14 protein-coding genes are annotated in these 18,344 nt (G+C 36.4%); 8 read left to right on the forward strand and 6 right to left on the reverse strand.

Translation table 11 applies throughout. From position 1 onward, the window contains the following. Positions 1–2: 2 nt before the first annotated feature. Positions 3–1,901: a molecular chaperone DnaK gene (dnaK, locus tag AC57AW_RS20390; RefSeq protein WP_496353356.1), complete on the reverse strand. Its 1,899-nt coding sequence runs from the start codon at positions 1,899–1,901 to the stop codon at positions 3–5. 409 nt (positions 1,902–2,310) lie between these two features. Between dnaK and ppk1 the strand changes: the two genes are divergently transcribed. From ppk1 to AC57AW_RS20425, 7 genes are all read left to right on the forward strand, one after another. Beyond that, positions 2,311–4,383, forward strand: a complete 2,073-nt coding sequence (gene ppk1 / locus AC57AW_RS20395) for a polyphosphate kinase 1 (RefSeq protein WP_496353357.1) — start codon at positions 2,311–2,313, stop codon at positions 4,381–4,383. Beyond that, positions 4,380–5,264 carry a Ppx/GppA phosphatase family protein gene (locus AC57AW_RS20400; protein ID WP_318846857.1) on the forward strand — a complete coding sequence of 295 codons (885 nt, stop codon included), beginning with the start codon at positions 4,380–4,382 and terminating at the stop codon, positions 5,262–5,264. Before ppk1 ends, AC57AW_RS20400 begins: the two co-directional genes overlap by 4 nt. Before the next feature lie 325 nt (positions 5,265–5,589). Next, positions 5,590–6,243 carry an NAD-dependent epimerase/dehydratase family protein gene (locus AC57AW_RS20405; protein WP_496353358.1) on the forward strand — a complete coding sequence of 218 codons (654 nt, stop codon included), beginning with the start codon at positions 5,590–5,592 and terminating at the stop codon, positions 6,241–6,243. Next, entirely contained in the window at positions 6,240–6,389 is a 150-nt protein-coding gene (locus tag AC57AW_RS20410; RefSeq protein WP_318846855.1) for a hypothetical protein, read from the forward strand. Before AC57AW_RS20405 ends, AC57AW_RS20410 begins: the two co-directional genes overlap by 4 nt. Before the next feature lie 141 nt (positions 6,390–6,530). Then, positions 6,531–9,569, forward strand: coding sequence for a choice-of-anchor I family protein (locus AC57AW_RS20415; protein ID WP_496353359.1), 3,039 nt, complete (start codon positions 6,531–6,533; stop codon positions 9,567–9,569). Positions 9,570–9,711: 142 nt separating this feature from the next. Further along, on the forward strand, positions 9,712–10,104 hold the full coding sequence (locus AC57AW_RS20420) for a DUF3060 domain-containing protein (protein ID WP_496353360.1): 393 nt from the start codon (positions 9,712–9,714) through the stop codon (positions 10,102–10,104). Positions 10,105–10,128: 24 nt separating this feature from the next. Beyond that, positions 10,129–10,836: a barstar family protein gene (locus AC57AW_RS20425; RefSeq protein WP_496353361.1), complete on the forward strand. Its 708-nt coding sequence runs from the start codon at positions 10,129–10,131 to the stop codon at positions 10,834–10,836. A 111-nt stretch (positions 10,837–10,947) separates the two neighbouring features. Here the strand turns inward: AC57AW_RS20425 and AC57AW_RS20430 are convergent, their stop codons facing one another. The 4 genes from AC57AW_RS20430 to AC57AW_RS20445 form a co-directional block, all read right to left on the reverse strand. Continuing rightward, positions 10,948–11,196 (reverse strand): NifU family protein, encoded by a 249-nt coding sequence (locus AC57AW_RS20430; protein WP_002977212.1) that lies wholly within the window; start codon positions 11,194–11,196, stop codon positions 10,948–10,950. Between the two features lie 46 nt (positions 11,197–11,242). Beyond that, a complete protein-coding gene (locus AC57AW_RS20435) occupies positions 11,243–12,349 on the reverse strand; it encodes an Mrp/NBP35 family ATP-binding protein (RefSeq protein WP_496353362.1) in 1,107 nt (368 codons plus the stop codon). A 119-nt stretch (positions 12,350–12,468) separates the two neighbouring features. Next, complete coding sequence (locus tag AC57AW_RS20440; RefSeq protein WP_496353363.1) at positions 12,469–13,215, reverse strand: hypothetical protein; 747 nt, start codon at positions 13,213–13,215, stop codon at positions 12,469–12,471. A gap of 40 nt (positions 13,216–13,255) precedes the next feature. Continuing rightward, complete coding sequence (locus tag AC57AW_RS20445; protein WP_496353364.1) at positions 13,256–15,211, reverse strand: metallophosphoesterase family protein; 1,956 nt, start codon at positions 15,209–15,211, stop codon at positions 13,256–13,258. A gap of 226 nt (positions 15,212–15,437) precedes the next feature. Here AC57AW_RS20445 and AC57AW_RS20450 point away from each other — a divergent pair, with 226 nt between their 5' ends. Next, positions 15,438–15,893, forward strand: coding sequence for a hypothetical protein (locus AC57AW_RS20450; RefSeq protein WP_496353365.1), 456 nt, complete (start codon positions 15,438–15,440; stop codon positions 15,891–15,893). A 108-nt stretch (positions 15,894–16,001) separates the two neighbouring features. On the opposite strand, the gene AC57AW_RS20455 is transcribed toward AC57AW_RS20450, so the two are convergent. Continuing rightward, positions 16,002–18,344 carry a TonB-dependent receptor domain-containing protein gene (locus AC57AW_RS20455; RefSeq protein WP_496353366.1) on the reverse strand — a complete coding sequence of 781 codons (2,343 nt, stop codon included), beginning with the start codon at positions 18,342–18,344 and terminating at the stop codon, positions 16,002–16,004.

The following is an 18,344-nucleotide window of genomic DNA, read 5'->3' on the forward strand; positions in this document are numbered from 1 at the left end:
TATTATTTTACTTCTTCGAAGTCTGCATCCTGTACATCTTCAGCTCCGGCGTTTCCACCAGCATTCTGAGCTCCAGCACCTGCATCAGCACCTGGCTGTTGACCTGCTGCATATAATTCTTCAGAAGCTGCCATCCATGCTGCATCTAATGCTTCAGTCTTAGCTTTTACATCATCAACATTTTTAGCTTCGAAAGCAGTTTTTAATTCTGTGTGAGCTGCTTCAACTGCTGCTTTTTTGTCAGCAGAAAGTTTTTCACCAAATTCTTTCAATTGCTTTTCAGTCTGGAAGATCAATCCGTCAGCTTTGTTGAAGATTTCAACTTCTTCTTTTCTTTTAGCATCCGCTGCAGAGTTTTCCTGAGCTTCTTTCTTCATTCTTTCGATTTCTTCGTCAGAAAGACCTGAAGAAGCCTGGATTTTGATAGTCTGCTCTTTACCAGTTCCTTTATCTTTAGCAGATACACTTAGGATACCGTTAGCATCAATATCGAAAGTTACTTCAATTTGAGGAACTCCTCTTGGTGCTGGTGGAATATCCTGAAGATCGAATCTACCGATTTCTTTGTTATCGTTGAACATTGATCTTTCTCCCTGTCCTACTCTGATGCTTACAGCTGGCTGGTTGTCAGAAGCAGTAGAGAATACTTCAGATTTTTTAGTTGGGATCGTAGTGTTCGCTTCAATTAATTTTGTGAATACAGAACCCATTGTTTCAATACCTAAAGAAAGTGGAGTAACGTCAAGTAGTAATACGTCTTTTACATCACCTGTCAATACACCTCCCTGGATTGCTGCACCAATAGCTACAACCTCATCCGGGTTAACTCCTTTAGATGGTTTTTTACCAAAGAATTTTTCTACTTCTTCCTGAATGATCGGGATTCTTGTAGAACCACCTACCAAGATTACTTCGTCAATATCAGAAGTTGAAAGACCAGCATCTTTTAATGCTTTAGCAACAGGCTCCATAGATCTTCTTACAAGATCAGCAGATAATTGCTCGAATTTAGCTTTCGTTAAAGACTTCACTAAGTGCTTAGGACCTGTAGCGGTAGCCGTGATATAAGGTAAGTTGATTTCAGTCTGTGGAGAAGAAGATAATTCAATTTTTGCTTTTTCAGCAGCTTCTTTCAATCTTTGAAGAGCAATAGCATCAGATTTTAATTCAACACCTTCTTCAGCTTTGAACTCATCAGCCATCCAGTTGATGATCACATCATCAAAGTCATCACCTCCCAAGTGCGTATCACCGTTTGTAGACAATACTTCAAATACACCATCTCCTAAATCAAGGATAGAGATATCGAAAGTACCACCACCAAGGTCATATACTGCAATTTTCTGATCTTTATGGTTCTTATCAAGACCGTAAGCTAACGCTGCAGCTGTAGGTTCGTTGATAATTCTTTCTACTTTAAGACCAGCAATTTCACCAGCTTCTTTAGTAGCTTGTCTCTGTGCATCGTTGAAGTATGCAGGAACAGTGATTACCGCTCTTGTTACTTCCTGTCCAAGATAATCTTCAGCAGTTTTCTTCATTTTCTGAAGAGTCATTGCAGAAATCTCCTGCGGAGTATATTCTCTATCGTCGATTTTTACTTTTACAGTATCATTAGGTCCGGAAACCACTTTATAAGGTACTCTTGTGATTTCAGAAGCATCATCTTTAAAGTGTGTTCCGATAAATCTTTTGATAGAGTAAACAGTCTTCGTTGGATTCGTTACAGCCTGTCTTTTTGCAGGATCACCTACTTTTCTTTCTCCGTCTTCCGTAAAAGCTACGATAGAAGGAGTAGTTCTCTTACCTTCTGCGTTAGGAATAACAACAGGGTCTTTACCCTCCATTACAGCAACACAAGAGTTGGTTGTTCCTAAGTCAATTCCAATTATTTTACTCATAATATTTTATATTTTTTCTAATTTCTAATATTTAATTTACACTCTCAATTTCTCAATATCTGTACCATTCAAAGAATTATGACAAAATGACACAATAAAAATAAAAACCCCGATAAAATCGAGGCTTTGTATGATTTAATATGGAAATATTTTCATGCAAGCTTCAACAAAATGCATAGATAAGAAGTGCTGTCCTTCCTAAAGATTAATAATACATATATTATATTTTTCTACATAAAGTTAGGGATCCCTTTATCTTTAATACCAAAAATCTATTGATTATCAACACAATTGTTATCAACAACGCAAATTAATTCACCAACCTTTAAAAATTAATCAAAGTTTAACCTAAGAAATAGAGGCAGAATCTTTACGAATTATTATTTTTGATAAAATATACACATTTAGAATGTCATTACACTTTAATCCACGAGATATCACATGGCTTGCCTTTAATGAAAGAGTTTTACAGGAAGCCATGGATGAAAATGTACCCTTACATTTAAGAATACGTTTTCTAGGAATTTTCTCCAACAATTTAGATGAGTTTTTCAGAGTACGTGTTGCCGGATTAAAGCGTGCCATGGATTTTAAGGAAAAAGTGATTGCTGAATCTTTCTACCAACCACCTTCCAAGATCCTTCAGCGAATCAATGAAGTGGTGATGAGACAGCAGCTGAATTTCGATAAAACCTGGAAAAAAATCCAGGCTGAAATGGCTGATCATAAAGTTTCCATTAAAAATTCCAAAAATCTGACAGCAGGACAAAAAGAATTTGTGAGACAATATTTCGATGAGGTGGTAGAATCCAATGTAATTCCTATCCTTCTTCATGAAAATACGCCAATGCCCTACATGAGAGATAAAAGTCTTTATCTGGGGGTTGCAATGAGAAAAAAAGACTGGCAATATTCCAGCAATTATGCTATCATTGAGATTCCTTCCCGCTTTGTAGGGAGATTCGTATTACTTCCAACGGAAGATCCCGAAGAGAAAAATGTAATGCTGCTGGAGGATGTGATCACATTCAACCTTCCGCATATATTTTCTTATTTTGGATATGATGAATTTTCTGCCAATGCTTTTAAAGTGACAAAAGATGCAGAATTGGATCTTGACAATGACATCAGAACCAACTTCGCAGAAAAAATAGAAAAAGGACTCAAAAATAGAAGAAAAGGAAAGCCTACCCGTTTCGTTTTTGATAAAGATATGGATAAAGCCCTGCTGGAACTCCTGATCAGAAAATTAAATTTAACGAAAAAAGACAGCATTATTCCGGGAGGTAAAATCCATAATTTCAAGCACTTCATGGATTTTCCTGATGTTTTTAAAACGTATGAAAGACCTGTGGAAAGAAGCTCATTTACTCATCAGGCATTTGAGCATGGTGAAAGAGTGACAGATGTTATTTTAAAAGAAGACGTTCTTCTTACTTTCCCTTATCACAAATATAATCCGGTAATTGACCTTCTACGTGAAGCAGCCCTAGATCCGGATGTAAAATCTATACAGATCACGGCTTACCGCATGGCAAGCAGCTCAAAAATCATCAACGCGCTTATCTATGCTGCAAGAAATGGTAAGGAAGTCACCGTAATGCTGGAACTTCAGGCAAGATTTGATGAAGAATCCAATCTGAAATGGAAAGACATGCTTGAACCGGAGGGAATTACAGTTCTTGTGGGAATTCCCAACAAAAAAGTACATGCTAAACTGTGTGTGATAAAAAAGAGAGCGCACAATAAAACCATTCAATATGGATTTGTAAGTACTGGAAATTTCAACGAAAAAACAGCAAGAATATATGGTGACCATTTGCTGCTTACAGCTGATCGCGGTATCATGGCAGACATCAATAAAGTTTTCAATGTACTGAAAAAACCGAAGGATGATTTTATTACGATTTTGAAAACTTGTAAAAATTTATTAGTTTGCCCTCAATTTATGCGTGAAAAGATTGTTCACCATATTGATAAAGAAATCGAAGAAGCTAAAGCAGGCCGAAAAGCAGAAATCATTATCAAGGTAAATTCTATGAGCGACAGACTGCTGATAGAAAAACTATATGCTGCTGCCCAGGCTGGTGTGGTAATCAGGCTGATCGTAAGAGGAATCTATTGTGCTGTAAACCAGAAAGAGTTTAAAGAAAAAATAAAAGCCATAAGTATTGTAGATGAATACCTGGAGCATGCCAGAGTAATGTATTTCTACAGTAAAGGAACAGAAGACATGTACATTTCTTCCGCTGACTGGATGACCAGAAACCTGGATTACAGGATTGAAGCTGCGGCTAAAATCACTGACAAGAACCTTAAGAAAGAATTAAAAGAAATTCTTGACATTCAGCTTAGGGATAATGTAAAAGCCAGAATTTTGGATAAAAAGCTCAGCAACGAATACATAAGAAATGATAAAAAAGAATGTCGTTCACAAATAGAAACCTATAAATATTTAAAAGCTAAAACAAGCAAAAAATGAAGATAGCAGCGATAGACATAGGGAGTAATGCAGCCCGCCTTCTTATCAATGAAGTTAAGATAAATAACAGAAAACCTGAATTCATCAAACTCAACCTTCTCAGAATTCCTCTGAGACTGGGAATGGATGTTTTCACCATCGGAAAAATAGGTCCGGAAAGAGAAAAAATGGTTATTGATTCCATGAAAATCTTCAGCGACCTGATGAAAATATACAAAGTAGAACATTACAGGGCCTGTGCTACCAGTGCCATGCGTGATGCTGCCAATGGTAATGAAATTATCAGCCTCGTAAAGGAAGCATCAGGAATTGATATCGAAATCATTTCCGGTGATGAAGAAGCTACCCTGGTCTATGAAAACCATGTTGCAGAAGGTCTTGACAAAGAATTCGCTTATTTATACATTGATGTTGGCGGAGGTTCTACAGAGCTTACCTTCTACGAAAATGGTAAAATGGTCTACGAAAAATCTTTCAATATCGGAACCATCCGTCTTCTCAACAATCTGGTTACAATGGACAACTGGAAAGAAATGAAGGATGAAATCAAAAAAAATATCGTCAGCAAAAAACCAATTGTAGCCATTGGGTCAGGAGGAAACATCAACAAAGTATTCTCCATGAGCAAAACCAAAGACGGGAAGCCAATGTCTTTGTCTCATCTGAAAAAAGTGTATAAAGAATTCAATGAGCTGTCTGTGGAAGAAAGAATGAGCAATTACAACCTTAGAGAAGACCGTGCCGATGTATTGGTACATGCCCTGAGCATCTTCAATAATGTAATGTCCTGGTCTGATATCAACAGGATCTTTGTCCCTAAAATATCCGTAGCAGACGGATTGATCCATAATATTTACAGCCAGTTACAACACAAAAAGTAACAATAATTAATAATATAGTAAAGCCAGCCATTTTTTGTGTTGGCTTTTTATTTTGGCATCCATCCCGCATTGTCATTGCGAGGAGCGAAGCGACGAAGCAATCTCTATATTCTCTTCTGTTATTAAGTTTTGGCTAAAGCCAATAGATGAATCATTTTTTTGTCAGATGGGTTAAAACCCAGCCCTATTGAATTTTAACACCAACATCTTTTATCTTTTATCTTTTATCTTTTATCTTTTATCTTTTATCTTTTATTAAAAATTTTACCAAAATTTAAAGTAAAACCTCATCCCCATTCGTCATACCAATATCAATAGCAAAACAATGAACTCAATCAAAATAATTCTTACAGGAGCTACAGGAATGGTAGGTGAAGGCGTTTTAATGGAATGTCTTGAGAATCCTAATGTTTCTGAAATCCTCAGCATAAGCAGAAAACCCTCCGGAAAATCACATCCCAAACTGAAAGAATATCTTGTCCCAGACTTTTTATCCATAGATATAAATGATGAAAAACTGAAAGGCTATGACGCCTGTTTTTTCTGTGCAGGAATTAGCAGTATGGGCATTAAGGAAGAAGACTACACCAAAATCACTTATGATACAACCCTGCACTTTGCAAAAGCCGTTTTGAATCAAAATCCGGAAATAGTTTTCAACTATGTGTCTGGAGCAAGCACAGACAGTACTGAGAGTGGAAAATTGATGTGGGCACGAGTAAAAGGCAGAACAGAAAATGATTTGAAAAAGATGAAGTTCAAAGGGGCTTACAATTTTCGTCCCGGATTCATGAAACCCGTTGATGGTCAATTGAATGTAAAATGGTTTTTTAAACCTTTTATTTGGATTTTTCCTGTTTTTTTCCAATCAAAATCATTAACTTTACAGGAAGTGGGTAGAGCAATGATCAATGTGACACAAAAAGGATACCCCACATCTACTTTAGAAATTAGAGATATTAAAAATTTAGCGATATGAGAGACATGTTAAGAAGAATTGTTCTGGTTATTTTTTTACTCTTGCTTGTGACTGCCGTTTCAGGATATTTTTATATGCAGAAACACCCATTGGAAGAAAATAAGTCAGGAACAATTTTAAATTTCTCCGGAAAATCAGGAAAATAAATACATCCTACAAACCCTCAATCGAACATAATTTTATCTTTTATCGGAAACAAACCTATTTTTTAAACATTTCTTAAAATTCCATTAAAATAGTTACGAAACATAAAGTTCATTTTTGCATTTACCTAATTAAAGTAAAAAATGATCAACAACTACCTATTAAAAGGGTCTGTGATTGCCGCATTCTTTTTTCAGAGCGGTCTTTTCGGACAAACACTGATTCATTACTGGAATTTCAACAATAACACTTCTGCTGCCACAGTCACTGCACCATCTTCTACCATGGTGAATGGTTCTCTTGCAGCTATAGCAGGAGGTACAAGTATAATAGATTTTGCAGGTGGTACCGGGCAGAATTTTAGTGATGAAAATTTAAATGCCAGAAATGGAGATGCATCCGGAACCCATTTAAGGTTCAATAATCCAATTGGAGGAGGATTACAGTTTAATCTGCCTACCACAGGATACAACAATGTTATTGCTAAGTTCACTACCCGAAGATCAGGACAGGGAGCAGGTACTCAGACATGGTCTTATTCAACAGACGGAACTACTTTTGTACAGTTTCAGACCGTGAATCCCCAGGATGCCAATCCTCAACTGGTTACTCTTGATTTCTCTGCCATACAAGGAGTAAATAACAATCCTAATTTTAAATTAAAAGTTGAATTCTCAGCAACAGGAGGCGGAACCGGAGGTAACAACCGTTTTGATAACTTTACGGTAGATGCTGCTCCAGCCGGAGGTGCTGACACCACTCCACCAACAGTCGCTTACCTTCCTGCTCATAATACCAATAATGCTTCAACTACTGTAAATCCTACATTAACTTTTAATGAAAATGTAAGATTAACAGATAATTCTGCGATCAATAATTCTAATGCTCAAAATCTTATAGAACTTCGTCTTGGAAATGCTGCAGGAACACCCATTCCTTTTACGACGACCTTTAGCAATAATATGATCACTGTGATCCCAACTGCAGGGCTGGTACCAGGACAAACTTATTATGTAGCACTGAAGCCCAATACGGTAGAAGATTTCAGTGATAATGGGATTACTGCCGTTACATCCAGTACTTTCACTACAGCTGGAACTACGATTTCTCTGGAAAAAAACTTCATTAAAGTCAATGAAAATGCAGGAAATCTTGCATTTAAAATCAATATCACCAATCCATCAACGGCTACGGTAAATCTTGTTGTAAAACCGGCACCGTTCAGTACCGCTGATGCTAATGATTTTACTTTAGCCAACCAGACGATTAACATCACTCCATCTACGACGAGTTATACCGTTAACATTCCTATTATTGATGACACAGTGGCAGAACAGCAGGCCGAATATTTTGTGGTAAGCCTTGAAAATCCTACCGGAGCAACTATTTCCGGAGACAATACTGCAACGGTTTATATTGTAGATAATGATAAAGCAGCACCAGTACCTTCTCATCAGATCCAACTGAATTATCTCGGAAGTTTTGATCCTTCAGGAAATAATAACAGTTCTACGGAAATTGTAGTTCATGATGCATCAACTCAACGTTTATTCACAATAAGCTCTATTACAGATGTTTTTGACATTATTGATTTCAGTAATCCGGCCATTCCATCCGTTGTAAAAACAGTTAATATGGCTGCTTATGGCGGAATCACAAGTATTGCTGTGAAAAACGGAATCATTGCAGCCGCTTCTCCTAATACCGATCCTCAGCAAAATGGTTCTGTAATATTTTTCGATATTAACGGAAACTTCCTGAAGCAGGTAAGTGTAGGAGCTTTACCGGATATGATCACCTTCTCCCCTGACGGAACAAAAGTTGTGACAGCCAACGAAGGCGAACCTAATGATGCTTATACCGTAGATCCCGAGGGAACAATCAGTATCATTGACATTTCCGGCGGTATCGGAAATCTTACGCAAAGTAATGTAACGACTCTCAATTTCAACAGTTTTGAGTCTCAGCTTGCTGCATTAACAGCTACAGGTTTAAGAAAGGTAAGAACCAACAATACTCTTTCTCAGGATCTGGAACCTGAATACGTGACCATCAGTTCTGACAGTCAGAAAGCATGGGTAACACTTCAGGAAAACAATGCTGTTGCTGAAATTAACCTGGCGACTAAAACCATCACAGGAATCTGGGGATTAGGTAAAAAAGACATGAGCCTTCCGGGGAATGGTTTTGATGCTTCGGACAATAATGGAGAGGTTTTAATTGCCAATTGGCCGGTAAAAACTTATTACGTTCCGGATGCGGTACAGAACTATAAAGTAGGAAGCACCCATTATATTGTAACAGCCAATGAAGGGGATGAAAAAGACCTTTCAGGATACAGCGAAAGAACCACTGTGGGGGCAAACAGCTATATTTTAGATCCTGTACTTTTCCCGAATTCAAGTATTTTAAAGGCTTCTTATAACCTTGGAAGATTCAGGGTTTCATCTGCTACAGGAAATACAGACGGAGATGCAGAATTTGAAGAAATATCGGCTTTGGGAGCGCGTTCGTTCTCTATTTTCAATGCTGATACCAAACAGATTGTATATGACAGTGGAGATCAGTTTGAAAGATATATTGCAGCCTATCAGCCGTTAATTTTTAATGCAGATAATGAATCTAATGCTGTTAAAAACAGAAGCCGTGCAAAAGGTCCTGAACCTGAAGGTGTAGCATTAGGAAATATCAGCGGACAGACCTATGCTTTTATCACATTAGAAAGAACCGGAGGCGTTATGGTGTATAATATCACAGATCCTAACAACCCTACTTTCACCGATTATAAACATTCCCGTTCTACTTCAGCTTACGGAGGAGACAACGGCCCTGAAGGAATCATCTATATTGCGCCTGAAAACACAACTACCAATAAAGGGTATGTGATTATTGCCAACGAGATCAGCGGAACATTATCCATGTATGAAGTGGCTACTCCGGCTACGCTGGGAACTGGTGAAACAAAAACTGAACAGGCAACCTTCAACATATTCCCAAATCCTGTGAACAAAGGAAATACACTTTACTTCAACAGAAAACAGGATTATGAGTTGTATGATATCTCCGGAAAATTAATCGGAAAAGAAAAGAATGCTTTAACAATAAGCACATCCAATCTTTCTACTGGTGTTTACCTTGTAAAAACGTCAGAAGGGCAAATCAAAAGAGTTATTGTAAAGTAAACATATACTATTTAGTTGATTGAAAAGCTTCGGATCTTCCGGGGCTTTTTTGTTACCTGGAAATTTAAGATGATTTAACTTTTAAAATGCATGAAAAAATCATTTTATTTTTATATTTACCCTTAACAAAACCAAATTCACAATGAAAAGTATTAAGACAGCAGGAATTCTGGCTATCCTGTTACTGGGAACAGGTACTGCCTTTTCACAATCCAGAAAAACAGAATCTACAAAAGGAGTAGAGAAAACAGACAATGATAAAACCATACAGGTAGAAGGTGTGGGCCACAAACTCAATTATACACTCAACGAAGGAACTGCTGAGGTGGAAGGCGGTGATAACACGGTAACCATCAAAGGAAGTGCAAAAAAGATTGCTGTTTCCGGAACCGGCAATAAAGTATACATTGATAAAGTAGACAAAGTAACCATAGAAGGTGGTGGCAATATAGTCTATTATCGGACTTCCGGAACAAAATCAGGAAAACCGGATGTTTCTCTTACCGGAGTGGGAAATAAAGTCGTAAAACAATAAAAATAGTTAGAAAAGACACGTTGCATGTTTGGATTTGCATTAGATACAGGAAATGATCCTGAAATTATCACATTCATAGATCAGGTAAAGAATATTGAAGGAGCTAATCCTATTGCTTATAAAAAAGTAAGGCTGGTGAATGTTCATAACGTACACAGTATTATTTCTGCTATAGAAAATGCCTCTAAAATTTATGAAAACAATGGTTTCATTTACAACCTTGATCAGGAAAATAACATTATATCAGGTACTTTTATCAGCAATATAAAAATAAGCAGATCAAAAAAAAACATCATTCTAACTGGTTTTGCATGGACCAGTCCTAAAGGGTATCAAAAAGCTCTGGACATGAAACTCAATAATAAAATGATTGAAAAAAACATCTGGAAAAGCTTTAGAAAAGACGAACTTCAGGGGTGGCTTGTTTATGCTTTACATTCTTGTAAACCTGAAACAATCAGAGAAAATATTAACATTCAGATTGATGGAAATGAATTCCATAGTTTAGATGGTTTTTTCTGCACATTAGGAGAGGAAATCCATGGAACTTCAGGATATTTCGGACGTAATTTATATTCATTATATGATTGTCTTCGTGGAGATTTCGGAGTAAAATCCATCTCAGAAATCAATTGGCTTAATCATAAAAGAAGTAAAGCAATACTGAAAACAAAGTTTACACAAATTGTTGAGATTTTTGAAGATTATAATGTCAAAGTTCTACTGAATTAATTTTGTAATCAGAAACCTATGAGGTTGGGAAACTATATTCATCATCATTTTATACAAAAAAAATACAGACCTCAATGAGGTCTGTATTTTAAAAATATCTCAGATATAATTTTACTCTACGTTGATTACCTTTTCGATTTCTGGCGCATGTTGTTTGATGGTATTTTCAACACCTAATTTCAGGGTTGAGAAATTCAACGAACATCCGGAACAGTTACCCAAAAGTTTCACAAACACCTGATTATCTTTCACATCAATAAGCTCAATATCACCACCATCTTTGTTCAAAAACGGTCTGATGCTTTCCAGAGCTTCCATTACTCTTGTTACTGTATCTTCGTGCGTTATGTTTGTTTCCATATTTTTCAGTTCAATTTGGTACTTTCAAAATTATTGAAAGTTATTATTATTTTGCTTTTGGTGAGCATCCTGCCATTGTTGAAATCTTCACAGCTTCAGTAGGAGGAAGACTTTTGTTTCTTTCCACTAAGCTTTCTATCATTTTTCTGGCAGTTTCTGTATAGATATCTGCAATTTTAGATCCTTCCTGAAGCGCAGCCGGTCTTCCTACATCTCCTGCTTCTCTGATGCTTTGGATCAATGGAATTTCTCCCAATACAGGAATTCCCAGATCTTCAGCTAAATATTGCGCTCCCTGGTTGCCAAAGATATAATATTTATTTTCAGGAAGTTCTTCCGGTGTAAAATAAGCCATATTTTCTACCAATCCAAGAACAGGAATATTGATGCTTTCCATCTGGAACATAGCAATACCCTTTCTTACGTCTGCCAATGCAACATGCTGAGGTGTACTTACGATCACCGCACCTGTTACCGGTACTTCCTGGATAATTGACAAGTGGATGTCACCTGTTCCCGGAGGAAGATCTATTAGTAAGAAATCCAATTCTCCCCATGCAGCATCTCTGATCATCTGATTCAGTGCTTTAGAAGCCATAGGACCTCTCCACACTACTGCCTGATTGGCTCCGGAGAAATATCCTATTGAAAGCATTTTCACACCATAGTTCTCAACAGGTTTCATCATGCTCTTTCCATTCACTTCTACAGAAATAGGTTTCTCCCCTTCTGTATCAAACATGGTAGGAACTGAAGGACCATAGATATCAGCATCTAATAACCCTACTTTAAAGCCCATTTTAGCTAACGTTACTGCCATATTTGCAGAAACTGTAGATTTTCCTACGCCTCCTTTACCGGAAGCAATAGCAATAATATTTTGAATTCCCGGAATTTGTTTTCCTTTGATCTGACTTTGCTGAATTTCACTAGGCTCCGGAGAAACGATTTTAAGTTTTAAATGAACGTTTTCTCCAAACTCACTGGCAAAAGCCTGTTTCATTGCAGCCTCCAGTTTTTTCTTTTCATGCATTGCAGGCGAATGAGCAGTCATGTCTATATAAACATCATCACCCATAATCTGAAAATTATTCACCAAATCGTCTACTTCTATTTCTTTAAGGAAATCCTGAACCTTTTCTTTCGTCAACATATAAATATAAATTGTTTACAAATTTACGCATTTTTCACCTATTTAGAATAAGTAAACACTATCATAGATAAATTCTTTTGTAAACCCAGACTTTCAGACTTTTATGTCTCTACAAATTATTACCTGAAATAGGTCACTAATGGAATATTTTTATTCCAGAATTCACTGGATTTTAACAGCCAGGAAGTAGAGAAGAAAAACAGTGATGTGGTCTCAAAAATAAGGGTAGAATAAATCAGAAATTTATTCGCAGAAGCCGAATCATCTCCTAAAAGAGCGATGAGCCCAATGCAGGCAAGACTGATAAGTATTCCCCAGCCACAGAATTTATAATATAGGTTTCTACGGCTTTTCTTAAGCGCTTCTTCTTCGGAAATAGGTTCACCATCCTGTTGTTTATCACTTTTCTGAAAGAAATAAAGACAAAAAACAGCAAAAGACACAAAAAGCAGTCCTGCACTGATATAGTGAGCCCAGCTGAACCATTCCTGATAATTTGCTTTATCAATCGTAATATAAATATTTCCTCCATACCCTTTAAAGTTTGTTGGAAAGACAGCCACCAGTACCGCCATTATGCCTGCAAAATTTGAAAGCCTATTTTCATATTTATCTTTTCCCCTGTAAGTAGCGAATAATCCGCCCAGAATACATAATGTTCCTACAAAGATCACATGTCCGAAACTGTAGTAATAATGGCTGATGCTTACTTTGAGCGGATGTTCATCATTGAGAAAATAGGTGGTTATAAAAAGAAGAAATGAAAGGAGAAACCCAAGTAATCCGATAAACATTCGCAGTTGGTAATAAGAGATCAGCACTCCGTTATGATCATCCTGAGCAGGTTTTTTAAAATTAGTTTCCATGAGGTTCGTTTTTAAGGTTATAGTTATTTTGAAGTTGAGGTTATAATGAAATGGTTATTTTATCAATAATTTTCACATTTTTATCCGGATCCAGCTTGAAATTATCTTTTATAAATTTCTTCGGATCCTCCGTAAGCATCTCTTTTTGCAGGTGGGAAGCCTGTTTCTTTTTTAATAAATTCATCCATGGGTATGTTTTTTTTATAGCAACGACATAGATGACAATTTCGTTATCCGTTATTTTAAACTTCAGAAAGTTTTTATTTCCGGTGTTTATTTTTCCGGATGAGATTTCAGTGACATACAATTTAAAAAAATGATATCCGAAAAGAATATACCATCCAAAAAGTATGGATTGCAAAAGGGCGGAAATGATCAGCTGAGAAACAAAATAATCACATCCCGGCGGAATTTTAAAAAAGCTTTTTATTTCATCTATATGAATAAAAGACAAATGGCTGTCCTCTAAAAAGGCAAATCCATACGTTGGAAGTTTCATAAATACAAACCACTGAATAGCAAATGACAACACAAACAAAAATCCCCTTAGAATTTTGCTCGTCCATTTTTCTTTCTCGGAACATTCTGTATTGGTGATTTTGGTGATGGTAAAATGAAAGATCACAGGAATTAAAAATAAAATCAACCCTTTCAAAATAGAATCTGAGTAACAATGGATATAGGTAACAATTAATGAGAGAAAAAACAGCAATACGGTAAATTCATAATTGATGATAAAGAAAATAAGGTTCCAGAATGTTTTTTTACCGGATTTTTCTTTAGACGGATATCTTCCATCCAGTTTATACGTCAGCTCTGTAGTCGTTGTATTTTGCAAGATAGGAAGAGTGATGGTATCTTTTAAAAAATCGGTAATATGCCCGAAAGCGCCACCTCCTCCTGAGGTAATATAATGTTTGATCTCTTTATCATAGCCTTTTTCATTTTCATCTAATTTATAATGTGAATAATGATGAATATCTCCTGTAAGCACTACATCAAAAATAATCTCTGATTTTATATTACTTGCCTCCAGTTTTCTAACAGCTTCTTTCATCGTTCTGATGATATATTCGAGGCTATCCATACGCTGTCTTCTCTTGTGTCTGTCTTTTATCTGATAATTATACCAATAAGGTTCTGCAATAAGCAGTATAACATGGTTAGTATCATTTCCTTTTGAAATTTTTTCGACATATTCCGTAAAAAAAGTCATTTGAGGAATATCAATATCACCCAGTAACTGATTGTCAATACCCATTAAATGAACATTGTCCCTTAGTGAATAGGCAAAATAGCTCCTGTTCTGTACGGTTCTGTAATCACTGATTTTACTTCTCTGGCACATCAGCCTGAAAAAAGCACTTAAACCATCGTACCAGTCATGGTTCCCCGGTGTTGCAATAAGTATCGGGCCAGCCTCTCTTGTATCAGGAGCGACAAGTCTTAAAGGTCCTTTGAAACGGTCTCTATAATTGGTTTCAGAGCCTACGGGATACACCAGATCCCCTCCCACGACCAAAACAGATCCTCTTTTCAGTTTGATTTCAGCCTCATCTTCAACATCCCTGTTGAATTCATTTTTAAAAGAATAGGTATAGTTATCTCTCGTCAAATGATAAAAAACAGAGGTAGTAGCATCAAAACCATCGCCAGTGTCTGCAATGAAATCAAACCAGAATTCATCTTCCGATTCATCACAATTATTCTCTGTCAGCTCCCTGCCGGTATCTTTTCCCAAAGCGGTCTGCATTTCTCTTTTATCAATGATAGAAAGGATGTCTGCAGAAAGAGAAACCATTCTGAAACTATTCATCAACCCGGTAAAATCAAACCATTTGACAGGTTTTTGGGGAATAAAGTAATAGGGATATTTCTCATCAACATCTTTGAATATTTTCACTTTTTTAGCAGAATAGAAACTGTCTTTGAAGTAAAATATCAGAAACGTAACTGCAACGAGCAGCAAAAGGTAAAAAAATAGTGTTTCCATCATATTTTGTATTGAGTTGGTGTTGGTTTTCCTAATGTTCTTGTATTAAGGTTTTTTTTGAATATAAGAACAGAAAATTATTAGTTTACAATCAAATGTATGAAATTTACGATTTGATTCAAATAACACTTTTGTGGTATTTTATCCGTTAATAAAAATAGTTATGAATAGCTATTTAAAATAAAATAATTAGATTTATCAACACCATTATCATTGTAAAATAATTATTATGAAAGCCAATACCTACCCTTCTAAATATGCACTGCCAAAAGGAATTTTTACGGTCGGAAAAACGAAATTCAAATGGTACGATCTGGCCGAGGATCCGGCAGAAATCTCTCCACAGGAGATTCACAATGCCCGATTATGTGTTGAAAATGCAGAAGAAGACTTTCAAAACATTAATGATCTTGGATTTATCATCATGCACCGTTGTGGAGAAAACTACCTTCTGTTAGTATGTACCTGGCGAAATGAAAATGAATTATGGGAAAGTGTTTATTATGACGGTTCCGGCAACTTTGAAATATGGGACAGAAACAAAACCCACCTCCCTACTTACTGTGTTTGGGAAATGGGCATTGTCTATCATGAATCCCAGTCCTGGAAAAAATACCTGGGTTCTGAAAGAGAAGAAAAAGATAAGGAAGAATATCTCAATGCTTTCTTTGAAGGAGAAGTCTAAGCATTTCTGCAATGAGATTCTTCATTTCACTCCGTTTCATTCAGAATGACATGAATCATAAAAAAGAACTTAAGTTTTAGAATTCTTTTGTGACTTAAATGCAAGTAATTAGTTCGCTCTGTTTTTTTCATCAAATCTTACATTGCGGTCTGTACCTTTTACTTTTTTATTTCCAAAAGTATACGTTGCAGATACCGTAAGCCTTCTGGCATCGTAATAATTATTGTATGAATGAGTTCCGGTGGTATAATAGATTTCTCCCAGACTCTTCCCTTGCTTCAAAATATCAGAAACAAACACATTCAGCTGAAGACTTCTTTCCATAAAGCTCAGTTTCAGACCTGACGTAAAATTGCCGGCAAACTTCATATATGAATTTCCGGAATTGGAAGGCAGACGAAACCAGTAATTCAGGATCAGTTGTATCGTTTTGCTTGAGTTGAGTGATATATTATTCTGAAAATCGAAATCATAACTGCTCCCTTTTCTGGACAACGCATCAGTGGCAAAAACATCCGTATTCATATAAGAATAATTGGCAGAATAATTAGCCTCCCATTTTTTGAAAAAAGTATCCGAATAGTTAAGCGAAACTCCCATGCTATTCTGATTGTAATAGTTTTCAAAAGTACTTACCCTGTTTTCGCCTTTCAGATTCGCCAATTGGCCAAATGCCTCCAATGTTCTCTGAAAATAAGCGGATGCAGATAATTTTCCTTTATAGACATAAGAAAATTCGAAATTATGATTAATAGAGGGCTTCAGAAAAGGATTTCCGGTAAAATAAGAATTGATATTGATATACCATCGGTACGGATTGATAGCACGGAATCCCGATCTGTTGATCCTTTTGGAATAATTCAGGTTGAATGTATGATTCTCATTGCTTTTATAGCTGATATAAGCTGTAGGGAAAAATTTTCCGTAAGAATTTTCGTTCTGCTGACCTGAAGTTAAAGAATTCCCGTTGACTACAGAATATTCATACCGTAAGCCTGCTTTTGCCGACCATTTTTCATTGAAAGACTTTTCAAAACTGATATAAGCCGCATAATTTTTCTCATTATACTCAAACTCATTGCTTTTCAGAGGATCTGTAATGTAATCTCCATTTGTCAAATTCTGATAGAAAATATTAGAATTATTATCAAAATTGGTGAATTTCACCCCAGCTTCTGTCTTTGCAAACTGATAAGGCAATGTAAGGTCTGCCTGCCCGGAATAAATTTTATAATCCACCATAGATGGCGACTTTACAACAAATCGGTCACCAGAGGTTTCTGTAGTGGTAAAATCAATGGTCGTTTCCGGCGTATTGGAAAAATAATTTCCTGTAATACTCAGTTTATTGTCCTGTTTCCCGAATTTAAGATCATAATAAGCACTCACCGTATGCTGTTTACTTTTAGCTCTGTGTTCCGCATAAGTAAGTAAAGTATTGGTATAGTTGCCATTTTGAAAATAGTCCGAAGTATTCGTGATATCCATATTGGAATGCCCGAATCCTAAATCATAAATAAATCCGATATTGGACTTTTTACCCAGCTGATAATCCAAACTTAAATTCGCTCCAAGTCCATCTCCAAAATCCCTTCTGTTATCGTTACTTTTAAGGCCATCTGCACCTTCTATCCAATAGTTTTCGTAAGAATGCTTTTCATTTTTATTTTGTCTTAATTTCAATGAAGTGCGCAATTTTTCATTTTGATAATTAACTGTTGCGCTGTTTGAATTTCCTGTATAGGTCGTCTGCTGCAGACTGGAAGTAAAGCTCCCACTCCATCCGAGATTCTGATTTTTTTTCAAAACAATATTGATCAGACCACTATTCCCCTGCGCTTCATACTTAGCAGGAGGTGAAGTAATGACTTCAATTTTTTCTATATTTTCAGATCTGAGACTTTTAAGGTAAGTAACGAGCTCTGCATCTGACAAATTCAAAATCCTGTCGTTGATCATTACGGCTACTCCACTTTTCCCGACAATGGAGACACCTGTATTCTCATCTACTTTTACCAAGGGGGTTGTTGCCAGAGCATCTGCACCATCCATTCCCTGTGAAGCCACCGAATTGGAAACATTGAAGACTAGTCTGTCTGCTTTTCTCTCAATCAGCTTTTTTCTGGCGGTAAGCGTAACTCCTTCGATCTGTTTTTCTTTCTTTTTTTCAATAAAAAAATCGTGTTTTACCTCATCATTTACCGCCAGTTCCTTACTGGATATTTCTACACCATCCTGGATAAGCTTAATAGTATACATTCCGTTTTCTAAAAGTTTCAGTGAATAATTTCCTTTTTCATCCGAAATAGCAGTCTGCTTCTTCTCACCTTTTACAGCAATTATCTCAACATAGGGAACCGCATTTCCGGTTTGTGAGATCTTCCCTTCTATCGTCTGGGCAAATACAGCTGCAGGAAACAGCATGATTACAGAAAGTAATGTCTTCTTCAT

The sequence above is a fragment of the Chryseobacterium sp. BGA-UO-ETr-SB22 genome (assembly GCF_059567885.1).